The sequence below is a fragment of the Pararhizobium qamdonense genome (assembly GCF_029277445.1).
Taxonomy (GTDB): domain Bacteria; phylum Pseudomonadota; class Alphaproteobacteria; order Rhizobiales; family Rhizobiaceae; genus Pararhizobium; species Pararhizobium qamdonense.
The window spans coordinates 3,860,671-3,882,593 of the sequence record NZ_CP119566.1; the positions used below are offsets into that span (position 1 = coordinate 3,860,671).

A 21,923-nucleotide genomic window follows, 5' to 3' on the forward strand; every position below is an offset into this window, starting at 1 on the left:
ATTTGATCACATCTCGCATAAAAAAACCCGCCGGGAAACACAGCCCCAGCGGGTCTTTCAGGGATGACCAGGTTCTACGTGCGGTAGCTTTTTCCCTCCGCATCGAAGAGATGCAGCTTTGCCTTATCCGCGGTGAAGCGCACCTTTTCGCCGCGCCTGATGTCGAGAATGCCAGGCACTTTGGCGATGATCGGTTCGTTGGCAACGAGGCCTTCGATATAGAGCAGCGTGACTTCACCCAAGGCTTCGATGATGGCGACCGTGCCTTCGAACAGGAAATTGTCTCCGGTCGAGACGCGCAGGTCTTCCGGCCGCACGCCAAAACTTGCCGCCTTGCCGTTTTCGGAGGCTGCGGTCGGAATATCGAGAACATCCGTCTTGCCGCCGGGCAATTCGACCGTGGTTTCGGCACCGGTGCCGACGATCTTGGCCGGGATGATGTTCATTGCCGGCGAGCCGATGAAGCGGGCGACGAAGAGGTTGGCCGGGCGCTCGTAGAGTTCCAGCGGCGGGCCGACCTGTTCGATGCGGCCGGCCGACAGCACGACGATACGGTCGGCGAGCGTCATCGCCTCCACCTGGTCGTGGGTGACATAGATCATCGTCGTATCCGGCATGGATTCGTTGAGCTTTGCGATCTCGATGCGGGTGGCGACGCGCAGCGCGGCATCGAGGTTCGACAGCGGCTCGTCGAACAGGAAGACTTTTGGATCGCGGCAGATGGCGCGGCCGATGGCGACGCGCTGGCGCTGGCCGCCGGACAACGCCTTGGGCAGGCGGTCGAGATACTGGGTTAGCTGCAGGATATCGGCGGCGGAGCGGACGCGTCGGTCGATCTCTTCCTTTGTCTCCTTGGCGATGCGCATGCCGAAAGCCATGTTGTCGTAAACCGTCATGTGCGGATACAGCGCGTAGGATTGGAACACCATGGCAATGCCACGCTGCGAGGGCGGCACCTCGTTGACCAGCCGTTCGGCAATATACATCTCGCCGCCGGAGATTTCCTCAAGGCCGGCGATCATCCGCAGCAGCGTCGACTTTCCGCAGCCGGACGGGCCGACGAAGACGACGAACTCGCCCTGCCTGATATCCAGATCGATGCCATGGATGACATCCACCGCGCCATAGGACTTGCGGATATTCTTCAGTTGCAAACCTGCCATGTCATCCTCCCCTTCATTCTCTCGTCTTTGGCCGGCTCTTTGAGGAAACCGGTTTGATCTGGTTATTCCACCCGGGCGAAAAAGCCGCTCCAGGCCGGTAGCGCGATGGTGTCTCCGGTCAAGGCCGATCCGAAGCCGTGCCCGTCGAGAAGCTCGAGCTTCGCAGCCGGCTTTGCGGTCACGACTGTGTCGGCGCTCATGTTGAACAGGCACAGGATCGTCTCGTTGCCGAGTTTGCGCTCGAACCCAAGCAACGGTGCCCCATAGGCCAGAAACGCGATATCGCCCTTGGCAAAGGCCAGGTGCTCGCTGCGGAATGCCAGAAAACGCCTGTAGTGATTGAGGACCGAATTGGGGTCCGCCTGCTGCACCGAGACGGCGCTGCGGACATGTTCCGGTGACACGGGCAGCCAAGGCTTGGATGTCGAGAACCCGCCATTGACGGCGTCCTTGTCCCAGACCATCGGCGTGCGGCAACCATCGCGGCCCTTGAAATCCGGCCAGAACTGAATGCCATAGGGATCCTGCAGGTCCTCATAGGCGAGGTCGGCTTCTGACAAGCCCAGTTCCTCGCCCTGGTAGATGCAGACGGAGCCGCGCAAGGTCATCAACAGGCTCGCGAGGAATTTCGCATGCGCCGGATGATCAGTGATGCCCTCGCCCCAGCGGCTGACATGACGCACGACGTCATGATTTGAAAACGCCCAGCAGGCCCAGCCCTCGGGTGCGGCCTGTACAAAGTCATGCAGCACCTGCGCCACACCTGCCGGCGTCAGCGGATCGGGCGCCAGGAACTCGAAGGCGTAGCACATGTGCATCTTGTCGTTGCCGGACGTATATTGGCCGGCAATCTCAAGGCCAATCTGGCTGTCGCCGACTTCGCCGACGGCGGCGATCGCCGGGAATTCGTCCATGACGGCGCGGAAGCGCTTGAGGAATTCCAGGTTTTCCGGGCGGTTCTTGTCGTAGACATGCTCCTGGTAATTGTAGGGGTTGACGGCCGGCGCCGTGTTGGCATTGCGGCGCTCGGGCGCCAGCGCCGGGTTGTCGCGCAATTCCAGATCGTGAAAATAGAAGTTGATCGTATCCAGCCGGAAACCATCGACGCCGCGTTCCAGCCAGAACCGCTCGACGGCCAGAAGCGCGTCCTGGACCTCCGGATTGTGCAGATTGAGATCCGGCTGCGAGGTCAGGAAGTTGTGCATGTAATATTGCAGGCGCGTCGGATCCCATTGCCAGGCCGAGCCGCCGAAGATCGACATCCAGTTGTTGGGCGGCGTACCGTCCGGCTTGGAGTCTGACCAGACATACCATTCCGCCTTCGGATTGACGCGGCTGGACCGGCTCTCGACGAACCATGGATGCTGATCCGAGGTATGCGACAGAACCAGATCGATCATCACGCGGATGCCGAGACGGTGGGCTTCCGCGATCAGCTCGTCGAAATCCACCAGCAGGCCGAAGATCGGATCGACGCCGGTATAGTTCGAGACGTCATAGCCGAAATCCTTCATCGGCGACGTGAAGAACGGCGAGATCCAGATGGCATCGACGCCGAGCGAGGCGACATGCGGCAGGCGGGCGGTGATGCCCTTCAGGTCGCCGATACCGTCGCCGTTGCTGTCCTGATAGGAGCGCGGGTAGATCTGATAGATCACCGCGCCACGCCACCAGTCCCGGTCGGCCTGCAAAAGGGAACCCTTCTGCTCGGTCATGTTCATATTCATTCAGTCGAGGTCCTTGTCCAATAGAAAAGTCTCAGCCGCCCTTGACCGATCCCGCCAGCAGGCCGCGCACGAGGTAGCGCTGCAGCGTGAAAAAGACGATCAGGGGAACGATGATGGTGATGAAGGCCGAGGCCGTCAGGATTTCCCAATTGCCGCCGCGCGAGCCCAAGAGGTTGACCAGGCGGCCGGTCAGAACCAGCTCATTATTGCCGGTTCCAAGGAAGACCATGGCGACGAGCAGATCGTTCCACGTCCACAGGAACTGGAAGATCGAGAAGGAGGCGAGCGCCGGGAAGGACAGAGGCAGGATGATCTTGATGAAGATGTCGAAATCGCTGGCGCCATCGACGCGGGCCGATTCCATGATTTCACGCGGCAGGCCGGCCATATAGTTGCGCAGAAGATAGATCGCCAGCGGCAGGCCGAAACCCATATGCGCCAGCCAGATGCCGACATAGGTCTTGGCGGGAACGCCAAGGAACGCGCCGACGCCGTTGTAGAGTTTTAACAGCGGGATCAGCGACATCTGCAGGGGAACGACCAGCAGGCCGACGACGACGGCGATCAGGATTGCCCGGCCGGGAAACTTCATCCAGGCCAGGGCATAGGCGGCAAAGGCTGCAACCAGGATCGGGATGATCGTTGCCGGAATGGCGACGGTCAGCGAATTGATGAAGGATGCGCCGATACCGGCTGCACGCATCACCTCGCGGTAATTGTCGAAGGTGAAGCGTGGCGGTATGGCGGCGGTATAGAAGATGCGCTGGCCGCGCGACCCTTCCATCGCCGTATCCGAGACGATCTGGAAAGCACCGTCGGCCTGAACCGTCAACTTTTCGCCGTCATTCAGTTCGGCGGTCTCGCCGGGCTTGAAGGCGGTCGGCGCCCTGCTGTTGAAGCCGAAGGCCGAAACCTGTGCGCCCTGGCCTTCCAGAACAGTGCCGGCAATGACGAATTTGCCGTCTTTTTCCACCTGCATATCGGCACCCGGAGCGCGGAAGACGAGGTTCTGGCTGGAGGTGGACAATGCCGTCCACCAGCCGGAGACGGCGAGCTGATCCTTGTCGCGCAGCGACGAGATCAACAGGCCGGCGGTCGGCAGCGTCCACAGAACGACGAGCAGGATGACGGAAATATGGACGACCCAGATGAGGGGCGAGCGGGAAGAAGCGATCATCTCAGTGGCCCTCCATTTCCTTGGTTGCGTTGCGGATGTTCCAGATCATGATCGGGATCACCAAAAGCATGATGATGACGGCGATGGCGGCACCCCGGCCGAAATCACCGCCGCCGCGGAACATCCAGTCGAACATCAGATTGGCGAGAACCTGGCTTTGCCACTGCCCGTTGGTCATGGCGAGAACGATGTCGAAGACCTTGAGCACCAGGATGGTGATAGTGGTCCAGACGACGGCGATCGTGCCCCACATCTGCGGGATCATGATCTTGAAGAAGATCTGCAACCCGTTGGCACCGTCGATGACGGCAGCCTCGATCGTTTCTTCCGGAATGCCGCGCAGCGCGGCCGACAGGATCACCATGGCAAAGCCGGTCTGGATCCAGATCAGGATCACCATCAGGAAGAAATTGTTCCAGAAGGGCAGCGTCACCCAAGCCTCCGGCGTGCCACCGAAATAGACCACCACGGCATTCAAAAGACCGATCTGCACAGTGCCCTCGGCGCGGTAATCGTAGATGAATTTCCAGATGACGGACGCGCCGACGAAGGAGATCGCCATCGGCATGAAGATCAGCGTCTTGGCGATATTGCCCCACCATATCCGGTCGGTGAGCGCCGCGATGATCAGCCCGAAGAATGTAGCGGCGGCGGGCACCACCAGCAGCCAGAGGAAATTGTTGTAGATCGACTGGCGGAACTCGCCGTCATTGAACATCCAGATGAAATTGTTCAGCCCGACGAAATTCTCACCCGACCTGTCATGCAGGCTGAGCCACACCGAGGCGATCACCGGGTAGATCAGGTAGATGGTCAGCGAGAACAGGGCCGGGCCAAGGAAGAGCCAGGGCCGGATGGCATTGGTGATGCGCAGGTTGCGCGAGGCAACGGGGCCTGTCAGCCCTTTCGATGGAAAGAGCCGGTCAAGGATCCAGTTCGTGCCGAAGAAATAGGCGGCGCAGGCCAAAACCCCCGCAGCCATCGTGGCAATGGCGAAAATCAACTGCTGCATGACGTTTCCCCTCCCCGAGATAACCACCGGAGGAAAATTTCCCGCTCCGGCGTTCGTGACATCTTCCCGCAAAGGGAAGATCAGGCTGCTGACAAACCTCGAAAAACTCAGTTCAAGGACATGCAAAACCCGTCTGCCTCATCCCCGCCGGCCTAGGCGGGGACTTCAGTGACCCGGCGGCGGCCGGGTCAGGCGCAGCGCGGTTTGGAGATCCTACTTGATCGAGTCCCAGGCTTTCTGGATGCCGTCGGAGACATCCTTGGCCGACTTGCCGCCGACATAATCGATCATGCCGGTCCAAAAAGCGCCGGCGCCGATCTTGCCTGGCATCAGGTCGGAGCCGTCGAAGCGGAAGGTGGTGGCGTTCAACAGGATTTCGCCCTGCTTCTTCATCGGGCCGTTGGCATAGGCATCCTTGTTGGCGCTTTTCAGCGGCGTGAGGAAGCTCGACTGCGCCATCCAGACTTCATGTGCGATCGGCGTTTCCAGGAACTCGATAAAGGCGCGCGATGCCGGCGTATCCTTGGTGATCATGGCCAGCGTGCCGGCGCCCAGAACCGGATTGCCGAGGTCCGGCTTGCTGGCATAGGGCGGCATGTAGAAGAAATCGGCATCTTCACCCACCTTCGTGCCTTCGGGGAAAAAGGACGGAATGAACGAGGCCTGATGGTGCAGGTAGCATTTCGGCGGCGAGGCAAACAGGCCCTTCGGGCTGTCGCGGAAGTCGGCGGAGGCGACGGCTGCAGCGCCACCATCGACATTCTTGTCGTTCTTGGCAAACCAGCCGAACTCGTCGATGGCGCCGATGACGGCGGGATCGTTGAACGGGATCGCGTTGGTGACCCACTTGTCATAGACGTCCGCCGGCTGCGTGCGCAGCATCATGTCCTCGACCCAGTCGGTGGCCGGCCAGCCGGTCGCACCGCCGGAGCCGAGACCAATGCACCAGGGGGTGCCGCCATCGGCGACGATCTTTTCCGTCAGCGCCTTCAGTTCTTCCATGGTCTTCGGGACCTCATAGCCCGAATCCTCGAAATTTTCCGGCACGTACCAGACGAGCGACTTCACGTCGATCTTGTAGGGGAAGGCGTAGAGTTCCTTCTTGCCGTCCTTGCCGGCATAGGTCGACAGATCGACCCAGGACTGGCCGGCGGCGTAATTGTCGAGCAGCCATTTCTGGGTGTCTTCGCCCAGCGGCGTCAGGTAACCCTTCGAGGCCAGGTCGGCAATCAACCCCGGCTGCGGCAGGATGGCGACATCCGGCGGGCTGCCGGCCTGCGTGTCGATGACGATCTGCTGCTCGTAGTTTTCAGACGACGAGTATTTCACATCGACGCCGGTCGCATCGCGGAAATAGTCGAGCATGGATTGGGCCAGCGCTTCGTCCTCACCGCGCCAGGGGCCGAAAATAGTCAGCGTCTGACCCTTGAGGTCATGGCTTTTCTTGAACTCTTCGAAGCTTGCCCAATTGAATTTGGAATCTTCACCCGGCTTGAATTTCAGCTCGGCTGCATGCGTTGCACCCGCGACAAGCGCAAGGGCGGCCACGCCCAACAGGAATGTTCTTTTCACGCCATTTCCTCCCAAGAAAGGCCCGGCCCCTTGAACGCCGGGCAAATACCGCAGCGCCGCCAAAAAATTCAAAGCGCTTTGAGTTTGCTAACAAACCATTGCGACGGGCTTCAAGTCAAGACCTTTCCCGCATGGGTCGAGTTAAGCCCCATTTTCTTGCGGCGCAGCGAAGTTTTGCAGCGCAATGAGGCCGATTTTTCTAGATGATGATCAAACCCGATGGTACAAAAACTGCCATGCGTGGAGATTAGAAGCAAAAACTGAAGAAAAATCAAAGCGCTTTGGGAGTGCGCGCCTGTCATGAACGTGAATTTGAAGCAGCTGGCGGAGATGTTGGGCCTGTCGCAAACGACAGTCAGCCGGGCGCTTAACGGCTATCCGGAAGTCAACGCCGAGACGCGTCAAAGGGTGCTCAGCGCCGTACGCGAGACCGGTTACCGGCCAAACCGTGCGGCCCAGAGGCTTGCGACCGGCCGTGCCGGGTCGATCGGGCTGGTGATGCCGATCGCCCGGGGCATTGATTCCGACGTGCATTTCGGCGAATTCCTGGCCGGGCTCGGGGAGGAATCGGTCCGGCATGATTTTCATTTCGTCATTAATCCGAGCGCCCCGGACGACGAGGAAGCGACGTTCAAGCGGCTGGCCGCCAGCGGCAATGTCGATGCGCTGTTCGTTGCCTATGTGCGGGAACATGATCCGCGCATCGCCATGCTGAAAACCCTGTCGATCCCCTTCGTCGTGCATGGCCGTGCGGTCGGACAGCCTGCCGATTATCCCTTTCTGGATATCGACAATACCGGCGCCTTCTACGATGCGACGCGGCTGCTGATCCAGCTGGGCCACCGTCGGATCGCGCTGATCAACGGGCCGGGGAACCTTGCCTATTCCATCCGCCGGATGAAGGGGATGCGGCGCGCGCTGGAGGAAAACGGGCTGCGGTTTGACGAGGGCCTGGTGCGCAACTCCCTGATGACCGACGAATATGGCCACCGCGCCATGCAGCAGTTTCTCGAGCAGGATGAGCCGCCGACGGCCGTCCTCTGCTCCAGCACCGTGATTGCGCTCGGCGCCGTCCGGGCGATCAACAGGGCCGGCCTGCAGATGGGCACGGATATTTCACTGATTGCCCATGACGACGTGTTGCCTATGCTGAAGCCGGAAAATTTCAGCGTGCCGCTGACGACGACGCGCTCATCGCTGCGGGCCGCCGGTGCCCGGATCGCCACACGGCTTATTTCGCGCATTTTGAAAACCGGCGACTATCCGGAACAGGAACTGTGGCGCACCGAACTGATCGTCAGGGCCTCGACAGGCCCTGCCCCGAAATCGTAGGTGCTTTCCCGCTCATTCCATCAGAACTTTGGCGCCGTCTTTCCGGCCTTGCGGTAGGCAGCGATCACCGTGTTGGCCATCAGCATGGCGATGGTCATCGGCCCGACGCCACCCGGCACCGGCGTGATGACGGCTGCCACCTCGGCGCATTCGTTGAAGGCGACATCGCCGACAAGGCGCGACTTGCCCTCGCCCTTTTCGGGTGCTGCAACACGGTTGATCCCGACATCGATGACGGTGGCGCCGGGCTTCACCCAATCGGCCTTCACCATTTCCGGACGGCCGACGGCGGCCACCAGGATATCGGCATTGCGGCAGACAGCGGGCAAATCCTTGGTGCGTGAATGGGCGATCGTCACCGTTGCATTGGCGGCGAGCAGCAATTGCGCCATCGGCTTGCCGAACAGATTGGAACGGCCGATGACGACGGCGTTGAGGCCGGAGAGATCCTCGCCGTGGGTTCGCTTGACGAAGACCATGGCGCCAGCCGGGGTGCAGGAAACCAGGCCGCCATCGAGATCGCCGGTCGCCAGCTTGCCGGCATTGACGACGTGCAGGCCATCGACATCCTTTTCCGGCAGGATCGACTGGATGATCGCCTCGGAATTGAAATGCTTGGGCAGCGGCAGCTGGACGAGAATGCCGTGCAGGCTCTCATCCTTGTTCAAAGTCTGAACCAGCGCTGCGAGTTCTTCCTGCGTCGTCTCCTCCGGCAGCGTATGCTGAACCGAGGTGAAGCCGCATTCCTTTGCCATCTTGCTCTTGGACGACACATAGGCGTGGCTTGCCGGGTCGTTTCCGACGATGACGACAGCGAGACCGGTCTTGACGCCGGTCTGTTCGGTCAATGCCTGCGATGCGGTTTTCACGGCATCGATCACCGATGCTGCAACGTCTCTGCCATCAATCACGGTCGTCACGGCGTTCTCCCAGATTCTCTTTTGTTCTGCTTACTGTAGTTTCAGCAAAAAATAGCGGTGGCCTCAATGCGTCCTATGCTGTTCAGATCGAATAAATTCAAGGCCGCAGGCCAAATGCCGTAGCGGCAGCACCGGCATACCAGCATTTTCCATCATTGATGAGAGATGAAGCTGCGCCTGCCCCGGCCTCGGGGCGTGGCCATCTGGGGAACGTGGGGCCTAATACCGCCGGCCGCCGGTGCGCAGCTTCGTATAGTGTTCGACGCGCGACCGCAGAGCCCGGAGATTCTCCTGCACTTCGGCAATATCCCCTTGATCAGCATCGTCGTCCTGCATCTCGCGGAGATAGTCGCGCAGATCGGGCGGCGTGCTGTCGCCACGATGCGGAAAGGCCGAGAGCGCTGCGGCTGATGCTGCCGCATGATGGACTGAGGGCATCCGGGACCGGTACTCGACGGGTGCCGGCAACGGGTCCTCCACATGCCGTGGTGTTCCCGGACCATCGGGATCGTTACGGCCGGGTGGATCACGTTGTGGGACCATCTCAACGGGCCTGCCCGACCGCGTCAGCAGGTCCTTCATGCTCCGGTAGATGCCCAGCGCGATGCCCAGTCCGACGCCTGCCATGAAGCCGGCAATCAGGCCGCCGATCGCGATCAGCTTGCGCGACGGTCCGGTCGGCTGAAGCGGCGGCTGCGCCGAGGCGATCACCCGGATGTTCTTCGACGTCAGCTTTTCTTCCTGGCCGGTTTCGCTGGCCCGCTTCAGGAAGGATTCGTAGATCGTGCGCGTCGCATTGGCCTTGCGCTCCAATTCACGCAGCTCGATGAAGCCGGTGGAGGAGTTCATCTGCTGCGCCTTCTGCACCGCCAGCTGCTGGAGGAGATCCTTTTCCGTGCGTATCGCCCGGTCCAGTTCGGTCTGCGCCGTCGCCTCGATGCGGCGGATTTCATGGCCGATTTCCGAGCGTGCGACCTCCAGAGACTGGACGGCAGCCAGCCGTTGCGGGTGGCGCGGCCCAAGGCTTGCATCGAGCGCGCCCAGCTGCGCACGGGCCTCGGAATATTGCTTGCGCAGTTCCTGCAGCGTTACAGAGCTTACCTCTTCGGGAAACGCACCGCTCAGCACGTCGTTCAGCCGGATCTTCGTTGCAATATCGACCTTGGCACGGGCATCGGCGATGCGATTGCGCACGGCGCCGACCTGATCGTTGAGCGCCAGCAACTGCTTATCGAAAATCAGTTCGCCGGCGGCGCCGACGATATCGTGCTCGGCCTTGTATTTCTCCACCGCGTTTTCAGCCGAATCCAGCTCGGTGCGAAGATCGGCCAGGCGGCTGTCGAGCGCCAGCGTCGTGCGCTGGAAAAAGCCGGATTGGGCGGCCTGCTCTTCATTGAGAAACGTTGCGACCAGCCGGTTGGTGATCAGCGCCGACTTGGCCGGATCCCGACTCTTGACCTCGATGGTGACGATAAAGGTTTTCGGATCGCGCGATACGGTGACGGCGTCGCTCAGCTTTTCCAAGGTGCGCGGATTGACCCCGGAGGCCGGAGCCGGTTCCGCCTTGCCGGGGGAAACGAGATCGCGGATGACGCCGATGCCATCGGCGATACCGCCCTTGCCGGTGGAGACGCCGCCAAATTCGGGATCACGATCGAGACCGAGATCAACGGCGACCTTTTCCAGGACGGTGCGCGACCGCAGCACTTCGAGCTGGCTATCGACCAGCGCCAGGATCGCCTCGGTTGCCAGGCTTTCCTTGGACAGATCGGAATCCGTCAGCCTGACTTCGCGCGGATCGACATAGAGCTTGCTCTGGGACACGTAGACGCTGGGGGTCGACATGGCCAAAAGCACACCGCCGATGGCACCCACAGCCGTCAGGACCAAGATCACCTTGCGAAGCTGCCAGACGGACGTCATGATCGTGGCGATATCGATCAGCGGCCGATCCTGCGGCTCTCCATAATAGGTGTCCGCCGCTGCGGCAGGTGCCGAAACGGTTGCTTCGGCCAGAAGTGGTGTGGCAAGCGGGGGTGTGGCAAGCGCTGATTTTCCGCGCTTGAACCAGCCGGAAATCCGGCCAGGACCCTTTTCCGGCGCCGCACTGGCTGGCTGCTGCTCGTATGCTTCTGTTTTCGGCACTTCTGTCCTGGGCTTGATGGCGGCGCCATTGAGGCGGTCCAGCAATTCGCTGGCGGTGCGTGCCACCGGGGCTGCGCCACGCGCAGCCGGTCTCGAACGCGACGGCGTGCCCGAAGGCCCTTGGCCGATGGGGGAGCGGTGCGCCGCAGTCCTTTTGTTATCTTCCGGATCGAACATCAATGCCTGCAAACGCCCGCACCGGGGCAAAGTGACGAATTGTGAACGAAGCTTAAGTTTTTGTGGAAAACAAATCGTTAATATACGACGGGTTAAAGGCCGCAAATACCGGAAATCGGCGGGATCGAACTGCTCATTAAGCTTTAGCGGCTAGAAACGGAGCAGCACATCCGGACGCCGCTCGTGATCGATTTCGCCAAGACCCTCTATGCACGCCACGCCAGCGTCATTCACGCCTATATCTCGATGACGAGCGGGTCGGCGGGCCGGCTTGTGCTGTCGCTCGTCTATTTCATCTGCATTGCCAACGGACTGTCCATTGCCGAGTTCGGCCTGTTTGCCACCGCGTCTGCCGCCGGCATCATGATCTCGCGGGTGCTGGCCTTCGGCTTCATGTCGCCGCTCTACCGGGTTGCGACCGTCAAGCCACTATTGGTCGGAACCTATAGCGCAGGCTTTGCGGCAGGCGCGCTCCTGTCGCTGCCGCTGATCGTTCTGCTCTGCCTTGCGGTCTATTACGCGGTGTTCGCCGGCGATATGAAGCTTGTGGTTTTCCTCGCCTTCATGGCTGCCGAAATCCTGTGCTGGCGCGGCCTTGAGGTCGTCGTCATCGTGCTCAACGGTCTCGGCCGCTTTGGCCGCGCCGCTCTTCTCGTGGTCATCGGCACAGGTATCCGCACCGCTGCCGCACTGGCCTTCTCCCTGTCGCAATCGGCATCGCTCGGTACCTGGTCGCAATTCTATCTTGGCGCCAACCTGATCTCTTTCATGATCGCGCTCATCTGGTTCTTTCCGAAAGTGCGGCTGCGCTTTCGCCCGGCGCTCTACATCCGCCGTTGGGCGGATTCGGTGACCGTCGCCGGGGCCGAAGTGCTGTTCTATATCCAGTCGGAATTCGACAAGATCGCGGTTCTGGCGATCGGCGGGCCGGAGGTTTCCGGCATTTATGCCATCATCATGCGGCTTGCCGACCTGACAGCCCTCCCGGTGCGCTCGTTCAATACGCTCCTGGTGCAAAAGATCATGCGCACGCCGGCAACGATCTCGTCCTGGCGGACCCGGCTGACGATCGAGACATTGGTTGCGGCCGTCTCCTTCCTGGCGATAGCCGCCATGGCCGCCTATCTCTTCATCTTTCCGCGCGGGCTGGGAAACAATGTCGCGCAGGCGGCGCCTTATCTCATGGCGGTGCTTCTGGTGCCATCCTTCCGCAACCTGGTCGAATATCACTCGGAATTGCTCTATGCGACCGGCCGCACGGTGCGCCGGATGGTCAATCTGGTGATTGCGGGGATCATCAAGGTCAGCTTGCTTGCCATGCTCTTCAAGACCAGCACGGATGTCGCCTATTGGGCGCCGCTGCTGAACGGCGTTTATCTCGCTCTTTACGCTGCATCCTTCACGCTGACCTATTCCGCCCTGCGCCGCGAGACCGGCCGGGTGATCTGACGCGATCAGGCGGCGCGTTCGAGAACTACGTTGCGGATATCGGCGAGGTCGTGGCCAACGAAGGACTGGACGCCGATGCCGATCTGATGGGGTCCCATCTCGCGCATGAAATGCCGCAGCCCGCTGATATCGCGCGCGTAGCTGTCGTCGAACCACAGCACGTGGCAGAGCCCTTCGGCGGACGCCACATGCCCGCTGCCCATCTGCACCTCATCGACGAAGCGGCCATAGATCAGGCATTCGGAAAACTGGCGCGAGCGAATGACGGCGCGGATCCAGTTGCGGCCATGCAGAGCCTCGATATGATCGAGCAGCGCCCGGCAGGTATCGGTGCGCCAGGCAATCAGCGTGTTGATATAGTCGTTGGCAGGCAGGCTGAAGGGACCGATCCCTAAAAGCCTATCGGAATGGGCGAGCCATTCGAGATGATTGGAGCGCATGCGCTCACCGATCGCGCCATCCTTGCGGTAGAGCGTCAGGCGGCCGTCCTGCCAGAGATCCTTGGGATCGAAATCGCGCAGCAGCACCACGTCGGAATCGACGGCGAACATCGTCTCTTCGCCGATATGCCGCGACAACGCCAGGCGGCGCAGCTGCTGCGCATGCCAGCCGCGCAAGGGCAGGCTGTAAGGGCTGATCCAGAGCTTGCGGCGGCCTGCCGAGAGCGGGTCCGGAATGGCGCGCAGCCACCAGGGAAGCAGGTCGTTTTCGCTGACGACCTGGCGCCGCGAGCCTTCGAGCTGCCGGAAAAGGGCGACATCGTAGGGTGCCACCAGCAGATAATGGGTCCAATCGCCTTTCAGCCGCAGGTCCATGCTTTCGCACAGCAGCCGGCAGCGCTCAAAATCATTGGCATAAGAAGCTGTGACGACAGCTGTGCGCATGATGGTTTCCGTCAGAACGATCGCGATCCCGCGCGCTGCCCGCCGGTCTGCGGAGGGATATCGCGCCCGCCCAGTTTATGGCGGAGAATATAATATATGAACAACGGGTTTCCGAGCAGATAACGGCGCCACAGCCGGCGGGGTTCATGGACCAGCCGGTGCAGCCATTCCAGGCGCAGGCGCCGCACGGTGGAAGACGCGCGCGGCACTTCCTCGGCCATGAAATCGAAGAGTGCGCCGACGCTGATCACCAGCCTGGCATGGCCGGGACCGACATGGCGGTCGATCCATTTTTCCTGCTTCGGACTGCCCATGGCGATCAACAGGATATCCGGCTTCACGGCGCGAACCTTGGCCATGACCTCGTCAGACTGGGCCGGATCGAAGAAACCGTCGGAAACGGCAATGAACTCGTGCCATGGCGCATGTTTCTGAAAATTCTCGGCAGCACGCTTGAGCACGTCCGCGCGGGCGCCGACCATGGCGATGCGCTTGGGTACCGTCATGTAGGTCATCAATGCCGGCACGAAATCGGTGCCGTTCAGGTTGGCCGGAAAGGTCTTGCCGTGAAAAAGCCAGGAGGCGAGATCGATGCCATGGCCGTCGGGCAGGACGATGTGACGGCTGAGTACGGCCCGGTATTCCGGATCATGCATCATCAGGTTGGCATTATGGGCGTTGAGGAACGATATCACCGTCTGCCCGATCGGCAGCGAGGCGACTTCGTCGGCGAAAGCGAAGGCATCGGCCCAGCCGAAATCGCAGATCGGCATGTCAAGAATCATGCGCTGCGAGGCAACGATCGATGTGCCCGGGAAAACGTTCATCGGGATTGTCCCCCCTCGTGCGCGGCAAGGCCGTAGGATGTGCTGAGCCCATTGCTTGTTCGCGCCCAAGCGTCGTCCCTTGGAAACGCGAAGTCGAAGGCGGTCATCGGATTTCCGAAACGGGAGAGGCCTTCCTGAAGCGTCTCCAGCAGCTTGGTTTTCTGTGCCTGGTGAAAGACCGATCCCGACAGACGCTGACGGTCTCCCGCCCGCACCTGCGCGACCTTTTCGATCAACAGCTTTGCAAATTCGGCGGGGTCGTCACTCACGGCGCAATTGCCGGGAAGCGTGCCGATGCCGCGCAGCGATGCGCGTGTCGCAACACAGGGCATGCCGAGTTCAAAGGTCTCGATGGTCTTCAACTGCACACCAGTGCCGCCACGGCTGATCAGCGGCAGAACGGCGCCGGACTGGACGAAGGCGCGGGCATCAGCGACGCGGCCAAGCAGGCGCACGCCGGGATGGACGATCTCAGGCGCGTCTGGCAACTGGCCGGCGATGGCGATCGACATATTGGAGGGCAAAAGCGGCACGACCTTTGACAGAAACCAGTCAAGGCCGGTCCGGTTGGACTTCCAGCTCCAGGTTCCGATCAGGGAGAGATCGTATTGCGGCGGATTTTCCGGGCTACGCTCCTCAAGGTCCCACCGGGTGACGAGCGGCAGGACGGTGGCGCGGCTGGACACCGCATGGCCAAAGCCGAGGCGATCGGCCTCTGCAAAGGTCCAGACCGCCGAGGCGCCCCGCGTCAATGTCCGTTCCAGCCGTGCGAGATGATCCGCTTCGCGGGTAAATAGCCAACGCTCCAACAGGCCGGATGCGGTGGCGGCGTTTTCACGCGCCGAACCGGCTTCGACATTGTGCGCGATATAGATCGTCTCATATTTCTGGAAGGCGGCGGCAAAGGCACCGGGCAGTTGCACGGAGTTGAGAATGATGCCGTCGAACGGCTGTAGGCGCTGCAAAAGCGCCTCCACATGCTGCCGGCTGACCTCCAGCATTTTTGCCGATGACAGCGTGGTGCGGTGCAGACAGGCTTTTGCCAGCCAGCGCAGCTTGGCGGCGGTGCCGACCTTCGCATTGGTGACTTCGAGTTCACCGAGAAGATGGACGTCGCTGCCGCAGGCGGGTGTTTGTCCCGGCTGCAGGTAGCCGATCACGCTGACCGTGTGGCCAAGGGCGCGAAGGCCGTCGAAGACGGCGCGATTGGCGATGTCAAAACCCGATGAAGGATTTTCGACCGGCACCAGCGATGAAACGAAAACCAGATGCATGCCGCCACGCGAGACTTGAGAACAACTGCGCGGACTGTAGCAACACGGCGTGAAATCAGCTTTAAACCATTCATTCGAAAGCGAATTCGGAAATTCAGCATCTGTTTAGGAAGATTTGCTTTAGTGCGTTGAGATTCCCGCCTTCAACACGGTACCGCCATGACCCCGCCTGCCCAGGATGTGACTGTGTTTTACCGGACGGCGGTCGACAGCAATGACACTATCGAGCTGGTGGTGACACTGCCGACGTTCCGGCGTCCCGAACATCTGCTGAAAACCCTCAAAACCGTTATTTCCCAGGCCCCCGGCTGTCCCTTTGCCATCGTGGTGATGGAGAATGACGCGGACGGACTGGAGGGGGCGAAGGCTGCAAAAATGTTCTTTGCCGACCACCGGGTCAACGCCCTGGTGGTGATCGCGCATCAGCGCGGCAATTGCCATGCCTACAATGCCGGCTGGTCGATGGCGCTTTCTGCCTATCCCGGTCTGCAGGCCATCGCTGTCATCGACGATGACGAGCTGGCAGCCCCGGATTGGCTCGACAATCTCGTTTCGGTACACCGGCAGACGCGGGCGGACCTGATCGGGGGGCCGCAGCTGCCCGATTTCGAGGACAAGGCCCGCAATGACCGCAAGCGGCACCCGGTCTTCATGCCCCATTATGATGCGACGGGTCCGGTCCCCATTCTCTACTCGTCCGGCAATGTGCTGATCACGCGCCATGTGCTCGATGCGATGCCGAGGCCGTTCCTCGATCCGCTGTTCAACTTCATCGGCGGGGGCGACAGCGACTTTTATCGCCGCTGCAAGGAAAACGGGTTTTCCTTTGCCTGGGCAGCGCAGGCCTGGGTGGCCGAAACCATTCCGGCGCGGCGCACGCAATTGTCCTGGATCCGGTCGCGCAGCCTGCGCAACGGGGCGATTTCCGCCCTGCTCGAGCACCGCGCCGCGCCAGGCTTTTCTGGGCGGGTGAAGACGATCGCCAAATCGCTCGCTCTGCTGGCGGCCTCGCCGTTTCGCGGCATTTCGCTGTGGAGATCGTCCGGCCTGCCAGCAGCCGGCCTCTATCATTTCTATGTGGCGTGCGGGCGGCTGATGATGGAATTCGGCTTCGTCAACGAGCAGTATCGCAACCCCGAGAAAAACTGAGCCGCGCACCTCATGCCAGGGAACGATCCCCGGTATCAATGGCCGGCGGCTGCGGCCCGCTTTTCGCTTTCGGGCATCTGGTCGCTTGCGGTATCGCCATTCTTGTCCACGATCGGCACGGGCTTGCGCTGTTTCTCATTGGCCGAATTGGCGATCCGCGCCACGTCGGTCTTTGAGAGATATTCGAGCTGCTCGACCAGGACCTGGAAAATCACCTCGTCGCGCAGCTGCTTGTTGAGCTGATCCTTGACGATCGTTTTGAAGCTGGCGAGATCGAAATTGCTGGTATCGGCAACATTGATCAGTTTCTGGCCGACCAGGATGTCGAACAGGGCGTTCGTCACCGATTCCTTGAACGGCACGTCCATGGCCTTGGCTTTCGCCTTATCGACCGAGAAGGACAATTTGGTGAGGAAATAACCCTGCACCGCACCATCGGTGATCACCGGCACGGTGATCAGCTCGCCGGGTATATATTCCTGCAATGCGCGGCGTTCAGCCTCCGCATCCGTTTCCACCGGGGCCGACGCATGCTGGATCGAAAAATAGACGGACCCGAGCGATACGGCGCAAATCCACACACCGGTGAAAACAAGCTTCAGCATCAGAAATCGCCGTAGCGGAACTGCTGTTCGGTGTAGATGCCATCCGCATCGGATTCCTGCACGGCCGCCTTCAACAGATCGACCACCGACCGGCAGGCTTCCATATGGGCGTTGACCTTCTGCGAATTGGTCATCAGCTTGGTCTTGATATGGCGGGTCTGCGATACGAAAGCCGGCGAAATCTCATCCGGCGACGCGTCGCGATGGATCATCGTCAGCTCATAGAGGCAACGGCTCTTACGGGCGTTCGAGGTCTTCAGGTCGAAACTCGGATCGACGCCGATCCGGGTATTCTCGTTGTCGAGGATCATTTCGAGACGTCCCAGCACGTTCTGGATACGCACGTCGCTCGATGCTGCAACTTCCATGATTCGGCTCCCATTGACGCCTTCACCACGCGGGGTCCAAGCCCTTGGCGTGATCTGTGCGCGAAATTTCTATCTGAGACCGGTCCAGCCGGCCTATCGTCAGGCTTGATCGTTACCGTCTGGCGTTGCCGCGAACTTGGCGACGGCCTTGCGCTCGTATTCCTGCACCATGCTCAGCGCGACATTGCTGCTATTGCCGTCGAGCGATGCGCTGACGCGGTTGGGACCTTCCCCGACGATGCGGTCGGTGACCATGCGCTCGGCAATGCCGACGCCGTCGCCCTGCGCCATGACGTTGCCGATCTGCTCGGCCATCATGCTCTTCCACATGTCGCCGGCCGTGCCCTTGCCGTAGACCTCTTCGCTTTCCGACGGCAGCATCGACTTGACGAAATTCTGCAGCACCATGGCTTCGAACTTGCGGTAGCTTTCCGGGATCTTCTTGGCCTCGGCCCTGTTGGTGATATCGCCAAGGCTGTTGGTCGGGCTGTCCTGGTTGAGAACCGCGACCGTATTGGCAAAACCGTTTCCGTTTTCCGCAAGGCTCGTTGCCTGGAATGCGGCACGGTTGGCTTTCAGCCGCGACTGCGCTTCCTGCACCTGCGCCGGATCGGCGGCGCGCACGACATCCAGCACCAGGTCGCTTGGGGGAGAAATGGCCATGCGGTGTCCTTCCGGTCACGAAGTCACTGCGGCGCTTCTGCCAGCACCAGCGATAACTCCATTAAATCAGCATTTTAGCGAGCGGCTCAGTCGCAACAGACGACCGTTCCTGACCGGTACTATGACCGGCCAACCTTACCGGAAGCTGGTGATCCGCTCATCACATGCTGATCGACGAGATCATAGATGGCATCGTCGGCTTCCGTGCGGTCTTCGAGAACACGGGCGTCCTTCATGTTTTCCGCCAGCCGGTCGCCTTTTGCCCGTTCCTTCAAAACACGGGCCTCGTGCCCCAGCTGGATATCCAGGAGCATCTGGTCCTTCATGGCAAGGCGGCCAAGCTGCGAGGCGTAATGCCCGGAAAACATCGCATGCAGAGGGCTCGCCGACCCCATCGCGTCCACCACCACATCGATGGTTTCGGCGAGATCGCGGCGCTGCCTGGAGGTTTCGGCCAGCTCGTTTTCCGCCATCTGTTCCAGATGCCGCTGAACGGCCACGAGGCGCTTGAGCTTTTCCGACCGGCTTTTCATCGGCCTAGATCCCTTGCATCATCGGGCCGAAACCATCGGCAAACAGTTTCAGCATGGCGGCGATGCCGAGATAGAGCAGGAACATGCCGCCCATGATCAGGTAGGGCAACGAGATGAAGTAGAGCGGCATTTGCGGCGCCAGCTTGTTGACCATGCCGATCGCGACGTTGAACAGCAGCCCATAGATGATGAAGGGGCTCGCCAGCCGCAGCATGATGTAGAACGTGGTCTCCAGCGCATTGGTCAGCGTGATCAGCACGCCCTGCGGATCAAAGCCGACGCCGAGCGGCATCACCTTGTAGGAATCGACAAGGCTCGACAGGATGACGTGGTGGAAATCCAGCATGAACAGGATCATCAGGCCGGCAAAGCTGATCAGGTTGGTCAGCTGGTTTTCGGCGGTGTCTTCCAGAACGTCATTGGCGGGCGGGGCGTTGAAGCCGATCATCATGGTGATCACGGTGCCGGTGAACTGCAGCCCGAGCACGTAATAGCGCGCGATCAGGCCGATAACGCCGCCGATGACGGTCTCGGTCGCGACGATGTAGATATAGGTATGGCCCTTGCCGGAAATCTGCGGGTAGATCTCGTTCCACATGATCGGCAGGATCGCCATCGAGATTGCCACGGCAACGAAGAGGCGGATCTGGACCGAGACGCGGGCCGTGGAAAATCCGGGCATGACCATGATGCAGGCGCCGATCCGGCAGAATGCGGCAAAGAGCGCCAGCACTGTGCCTTCCGGATCGGTGATCATGAAATCGAGCCGATAATCTTTATCTCGAGGCCCTTGGCGAGCTCGACATGCGAGAGAACCGGCAATGTTGCAAAAAGACGCTCGATGATCATGCGCACATAAGAGCGGGATTCGGGCGAACTTACCAGTACGAACGGCATGCCGCGATCGAGATGTTCACGGATAACCTTGGTCGCCTGCTCGCTGAACTCCTCCAGATGGCGCGGATCGATGTCGAATTCGACGATATCGCCCTTCGCATCACGCTTCAGCGCCTGATGGAAGACCATGTCCCATTTGCTGCCGAGGCGCAGAACGCGCAATGTCCCGTTATCGGCGAGATCGCCGCAGAGCTGCTGCGACATGCGCACGCGCACATGCTCGACGATCTGCTCGGTCTTCCTGACATGCGGCGCGAGTTCGGCGACCGCTTCGAGGATCAGATGCAGGTTGCGGATCGAGACGCGTTCCGCAAGCAGCAGCTTCAGCACGGCCTGCAGGCCCGAATAGGACATATGCGAGGTGCAGATTTCGTCGGCCAGCTTGCGGTATTCCGGGTCGAGACGTTCGATCAGGATCTTCACGTCCTTGTAGGACAAAAGCTGCGGCAGGTTGTTGCGGATCACTTCCGACAGATGCGTCAGCACCACCGAAACATTGTCGATGGGATGGAACCCCTCGCGCTTCAGATCCTCGGTGAAGGTCTCCAGGATCGACACAGCAGGCATGCCGAAGGCGGGTTCGCGGATATCGTCGCCGGGAACGCTCGGCTTGCGGCCGCCGCCGGTGACGACGATGACTTCGCCGACGCGCACCGTGTTTGAGGCGATCGTCGTGCCATGGATGCGGACATGATAGGCCTTGTCGGGAATGCTGATATCGTCGGAAACCTTGATTTCCGGAACGATGAGCCCGTATTGTCCGGCGAACTTGCGGCGCATCTTGCCGACGCGGAAGGCCAGTTCCTGGTGTGCCCCAAGCAGGCGGGTGGAGACCTGCTTGCCGAGCAGCAATTCGATCTCGGCCGTCTTCAGGACCGACTTGACCGAGTCCTTTTCGCTGTCGGTCTTCAGCTGAGCCGTCTGCTGGTCCTGGTCGCGCTTCAGCTTGTTGGCGGCTGCGATCTGACGCGGGATCAGCCAGCTGAGGAAGGCCATGCCGCCGCCCAGCACCGCAAACGGCAGGAAAGGTAGGCCCGGCATCAGGGCCAGCATGATGATGAGGCCGGAGGCGACCATCAGAGCGCGCGGGTAACCGCCGAGCTGGTTGATGACGGCCTGGTCGGTGGAACCGGACGTGCCGCCGCGCGAGACGAGCAGGCCTGCGGCGAGAGAGACGATCAGGGCCGGGATCTGGGATACCAGGCCGTCGCCGACCGACAGCTTGACGAAGACGTCGGCGGCTTCGCCGATCGACATGTCGTGGCGAACGTAACCGATGATGATGCCGCCGAAGACGTTGATAGCGGTGATCAGGAGGCCGGCGATGGCATCGCCGCGCACGAACTTCGACGCACCGTCCATCGAGCCGTAGAACGAGCTTTCCTCTTCCAGCTCGCGGCGGCGGCGCTGCGCCTCCTTCTCGTCGATCAGGCCAGCCGAAAGGTCGGCGTCGATCGACATCTGCTTGCCGGGAATGGCATCGAGGGTGAAGCGCGCGCCGACTTCGGCGATACGCGTCGCACCCTTGGTGATGACGATGAAGTTCACGGTGATCAGGATCAAAAAGACGATCAGACCGATGACGAAGTCGCCGCCCATAACCAGATCGGCAAAGCCTGCGATGACGCCACCGGCCGCATCATGGCCTTGATGACCGTGCGAAAGAATGACGCGGGTTGTCGCAATGTTCAGCGCCAGCCGGGTCATAGTGGAAATCAGAAGGATGACCGGAAAGGACGAGAAATCCAGCGGTTTCTGGATCCACAGCGACACCATCAGGATCAGCACGGAAAAGGCGATGGAGAACGCCAGCCCGATGTCGATCAGAAAGGGCGGGATCGGCAGAAACAGGATCGACAGGATCGCGACGATGCCGAGCGCGAAGCCGATATCCCGGCCTTTGGGCGCGACTTTCGGGATGATCAGAGCAGGAGGTTGTGCCATCGGAAATTCCGTCTCTTCATGAGAGGCGGACAGCATTCATACCTGCTGCCCTTACTAGGCAGCAGACCTAAAGCACCAAACTTGCGCGAGGGTGGCATCAATGCG

General features: G+C 60.8%; 19 protein-coding genes. 3 read left to right on the plus strand and 16 right to left on the minus strand.

The features are described 5' to 3' along the window. Positions 1 to 74: 74 nt before the first annotated feature. From PYR65_RS18925 to PYR65_RS18945, 5 genes are all read right to left on the minus strand, one after another. Positions 75 to 1,163: an ABC transporter ATP-binding protein gene (locus PYR65_RS18925; RefSeq protein ID WP_276119093.1), complete on the minus strand. Its 1,089-nt coding sequence runs from the start codon at positions 1,161 to 1,163 to the stop codon at positions 75 to 77. A gap of 62 nt (positions 1,164 to 1,225) precedes the next feature. Then, positions 1,226 to 2,884 carry a beta-galactosidase BglA gene (gene bglA / locus PYR65_RS18930; RefSeq protein ID WP_276121107.1) on the minus strand — a complete coding sequence of 553 codons (1,659 nt, stop codon included), beginning with the start codon at positions 2,882 to 2,884 and terminating at the stop codon, positions 1,226 to 1,228. A 37-nt stretch (positions 2,885 to 2,921) separates the two neighbouring features. Further along, on the minus strand, positions 2,922 to 4,067 hold the full coding sequence (locus PYR65_RS18935; protein ID WP_276119095.1) for a carbohydrate ABC transporter permease: 1,146 nt from the start codon (positions 4,065 to 4,067) through the stop codon (positions 2,922 to 2,924). Position 4,068: 1 nt separating this feature from the next. Continuing rightward, positions 4,069 to 5,079 carry a carbohydrate ABC transporter permease gene (locus tag PYR65_RS18940; protein ID WP_276119096.1) on the minus strand — a complete coding sequence of 337 codons (1,011 nt, stop codon included), beginning with the start codon at positions 5,077 to 5,079 and terminating at the stop codon, positions 4,069 to 4,071. 213 nt (positions 5,080 to 5,292) lie between these two features. Next, the gene (locus tag PYR65_RS18945) at positions 5,293 to 6,651 is read right to left on the minus strand and encodes an ABC transporter substrate-binding protein (protein ID WP_276119097.1); all 1,359 of its coding nucleotides are present in this window, start codon (positions 6,649 to 6,651) and stop codon (positions 5,293 to 5,295) included. 300 nt (positions 6,652 to 6,951) lie between these two features. On the opposite strand from PYR65_RS18945, the gene PYR65_RS18950 reads away from it, so the two are divergent. Then, positions 6,952 to 7,983, plus strand: a complete 1,032-nt coding sequence (locus tag PYR65_RS18950) for a substrate-binding domain-containing protein (protein WP_276119098.1) — start codon at positions 6,952 to 6,954, stop codon at positions 7,981 to 7,983. Positions 7,984 to 8,003: 20 nt separating this feature from the next. Here the strand turns inward: PYR65_RS18950 and folD are convergent, their stop codons facing one another. Together folD and PYR65_RS18960 are read right to left on the minus strand one after the other, a co-directional pair. Further along, positions 8,004 to 8,903 (minus strand): bifunctional methylenetetrahydrofolate dehydrogenase/methenyltetrahydrofolate cyclohydrolase FolD, encoded by a 900-nt coding sequence (folD, locus tag PYR65_RS18955; RefSeq protein WP_276119099.1) that lies wholly within the window; start codon positions 8,901 to 8,903, stop codon positions 8,004 to 8,006. Between the two features lie 219 nt (positions 8,904 to 9,122). Further along, positions 9,123 to 11,225 (minus strand): GumC family protein, encoded by a 2,103-nt coding sequence (locus tag PYR65_RS18960; RefSeq protein ID WP_276119100.1) that lies wholly within the window; start codon positions 11,223 to 11,225, stop codon positions 9,123 to 9,125. A 183-nt stretch (positions 11,226 to 11,408) separates the two neighbouring features. Here PYR65_RS18960 and PYR65_RS18965 point away from each other — a divergent pair, with 183 nt between their 5' ends. Continuing rightward, on the plus strand, positions 11,409 to 12,674 hold the full coding sequence (locus PYR65_RS18965; protein WP_276119101.1) for a lipopolysaccharide biosynthesis protein: 1,266 nt from the start codon (positions 11,409 to 11,411) through the stop codon (positions 12,672 to 12,674). Positions 12,675 to 12,679: 5 nt separating this feature from the next. On the opposite strand, the gene PYR65_RS18970 is transcribed toward PYR65_RS18965, so the two are convergent. The 3 genes from PYR65_RS18970 to PYR65_RS18980 are packed head-to-tail and all read right to left on the minus strand — an operon-like array spanning position 12,680 to position 15,659. Then, positions 12,680 to 13,558, minus strand: coding sequence for a DUF6492 family protein (locus tag PYR65_RS18970; protein WP_276119102.1), 879 nt, complete (start codon positions 13,556 to 13,558; stop codon positions 12,680 to 12,682). A gap of 11 nt (positions 13,559 to 13,569) precedes the next feature. Continuing rightward, positions 13,570 to 14,385: a WecB/TagA/CpsF family glycosyltransferase gene (locus PYR65_RS18975; RefSeq protein WP_276119103.1), complete on the minus strand. Its 816-nt coding sequence runs from the start codon at positions 14,383 to 14,385 to the stop codon at positions 13,570 to 13,572. Beyond that, positions 14,382 to 15,659, minus strand: a complete 1,278-nt coding sequence (locus tag PYR65_RS18980) for a glycosyltransferase (RefSeq protein ID WP_276119104.1) — start codon at positions 15,657 to 15,659, stop codon at positions 14,382 to 14,384. Before PYR65_RS18980 ends, PYR65_RS18975 begins: the two co-directional genes overlap by 4 nt. A gap of 159 nt (positions 15,660 to 15,818) precedes the next feature. Between PYR65_RS18980 and PYR65_RS18985 the strand changes: the two genes are divergently transcribed. Then, positions 15,819 to 16,808 (plus strand): glycosyltransferase family 2 protein, encoded by a 990-nt coding sequence (locus tag PYR65_RS18985; RefSeq protein ID WP_276119106.1) that lies wholly within the window; start codon positions 15,819 to 15,821, stop codon positions 16,806 to 16,808. 35 nt (positions 16,809 to 16,843) lie between these two features. Here the strand turns inward: PYR65_RS18985 and PYR65_RS18990 are convergent, their stop codons facing one another. The 6 genes from PYR65_RS18990 to flhA all read right to left on the minus strand — a co-directional run bounded on the left by PYR65_RS18990 (position 16,844) and on the right by flhA (position 21,818). After that, positions 16,844 to 17,413 (minus strand): hypothetical protein, encoded by a 570-nt coding sequence (locus PYR65_RS18990; RefSeq protein ID WP_060635996.1) that lies wholly within the window; start codon positions 17,411 to 17,413, stop codon positions 16,844 to 16,846. Next, entirely contained in the window at positions 17,413 to 17,781 is a 369-nt protein-coding gene (locus tag PYR65_RS18995; RefSeq protein ID WP_276119107.1) for a hypothetical protein, read from the minus strand. Before PYR65_RS18995 ends, PYR65_RS18990 begins: the two co-directional genes overlap by 1 nt. 99 nt (positions 17,782 to 17,880) lie before the next feature. Then, positions 17,881 to 18,444: a rod-binding protein gene (locus tag PYR65_RS19000; protein ID WP_276119108.1), complete on the minus strand. Its 564-nt coding sequence runs from the start codon at positions 18,442 to 18,444 to the stop codon at positions 17,881 to 17,883. A 119-nt stretch (positions 18,445 to 18,563) separates the two neighbouring features. Next, complete coding sequence (locus PYR65_RS19005) at positions 18,564 to 18,977, minus strand: hypothetical protein (protein WP_060635999.1); 414 nt, start codon at positions 18,975 to 18,977, stop codon at positions 18,564 to 18,566. A 4-nt stretch (positions 18,978 to 18,981) separates the two neighbouring features. Next, positions 18,982 to 19,734: a flagellar biosynthetic protein FliR gene (gene fliR, locus PYR65_RS19010; RefSeq protein ID WP_060636000.1), complete on the minus strand. Its 753-nt coding sequence runs from the start codon at positions 19,732 to 19,734 to the stop codon at positions 18,982 to 18,984. After that, complete coding sequence (gene flhA / locus PYR65_RS19015; protein ID WP_276119109.1) at positions 19,731 to 21,818, minus strand: flagellar biosynthesis protein FlhA; 2,088 nt, start codon at positions 21,816 to 21,818, stop codon at positions 19,731 to 19,733. Before flhA ends, fliR begins: the two co-directional genes overlap by 4 nt. Between the last annotated feature and the right edge of the window lie 105 nt (positions 21,819 to 21,923).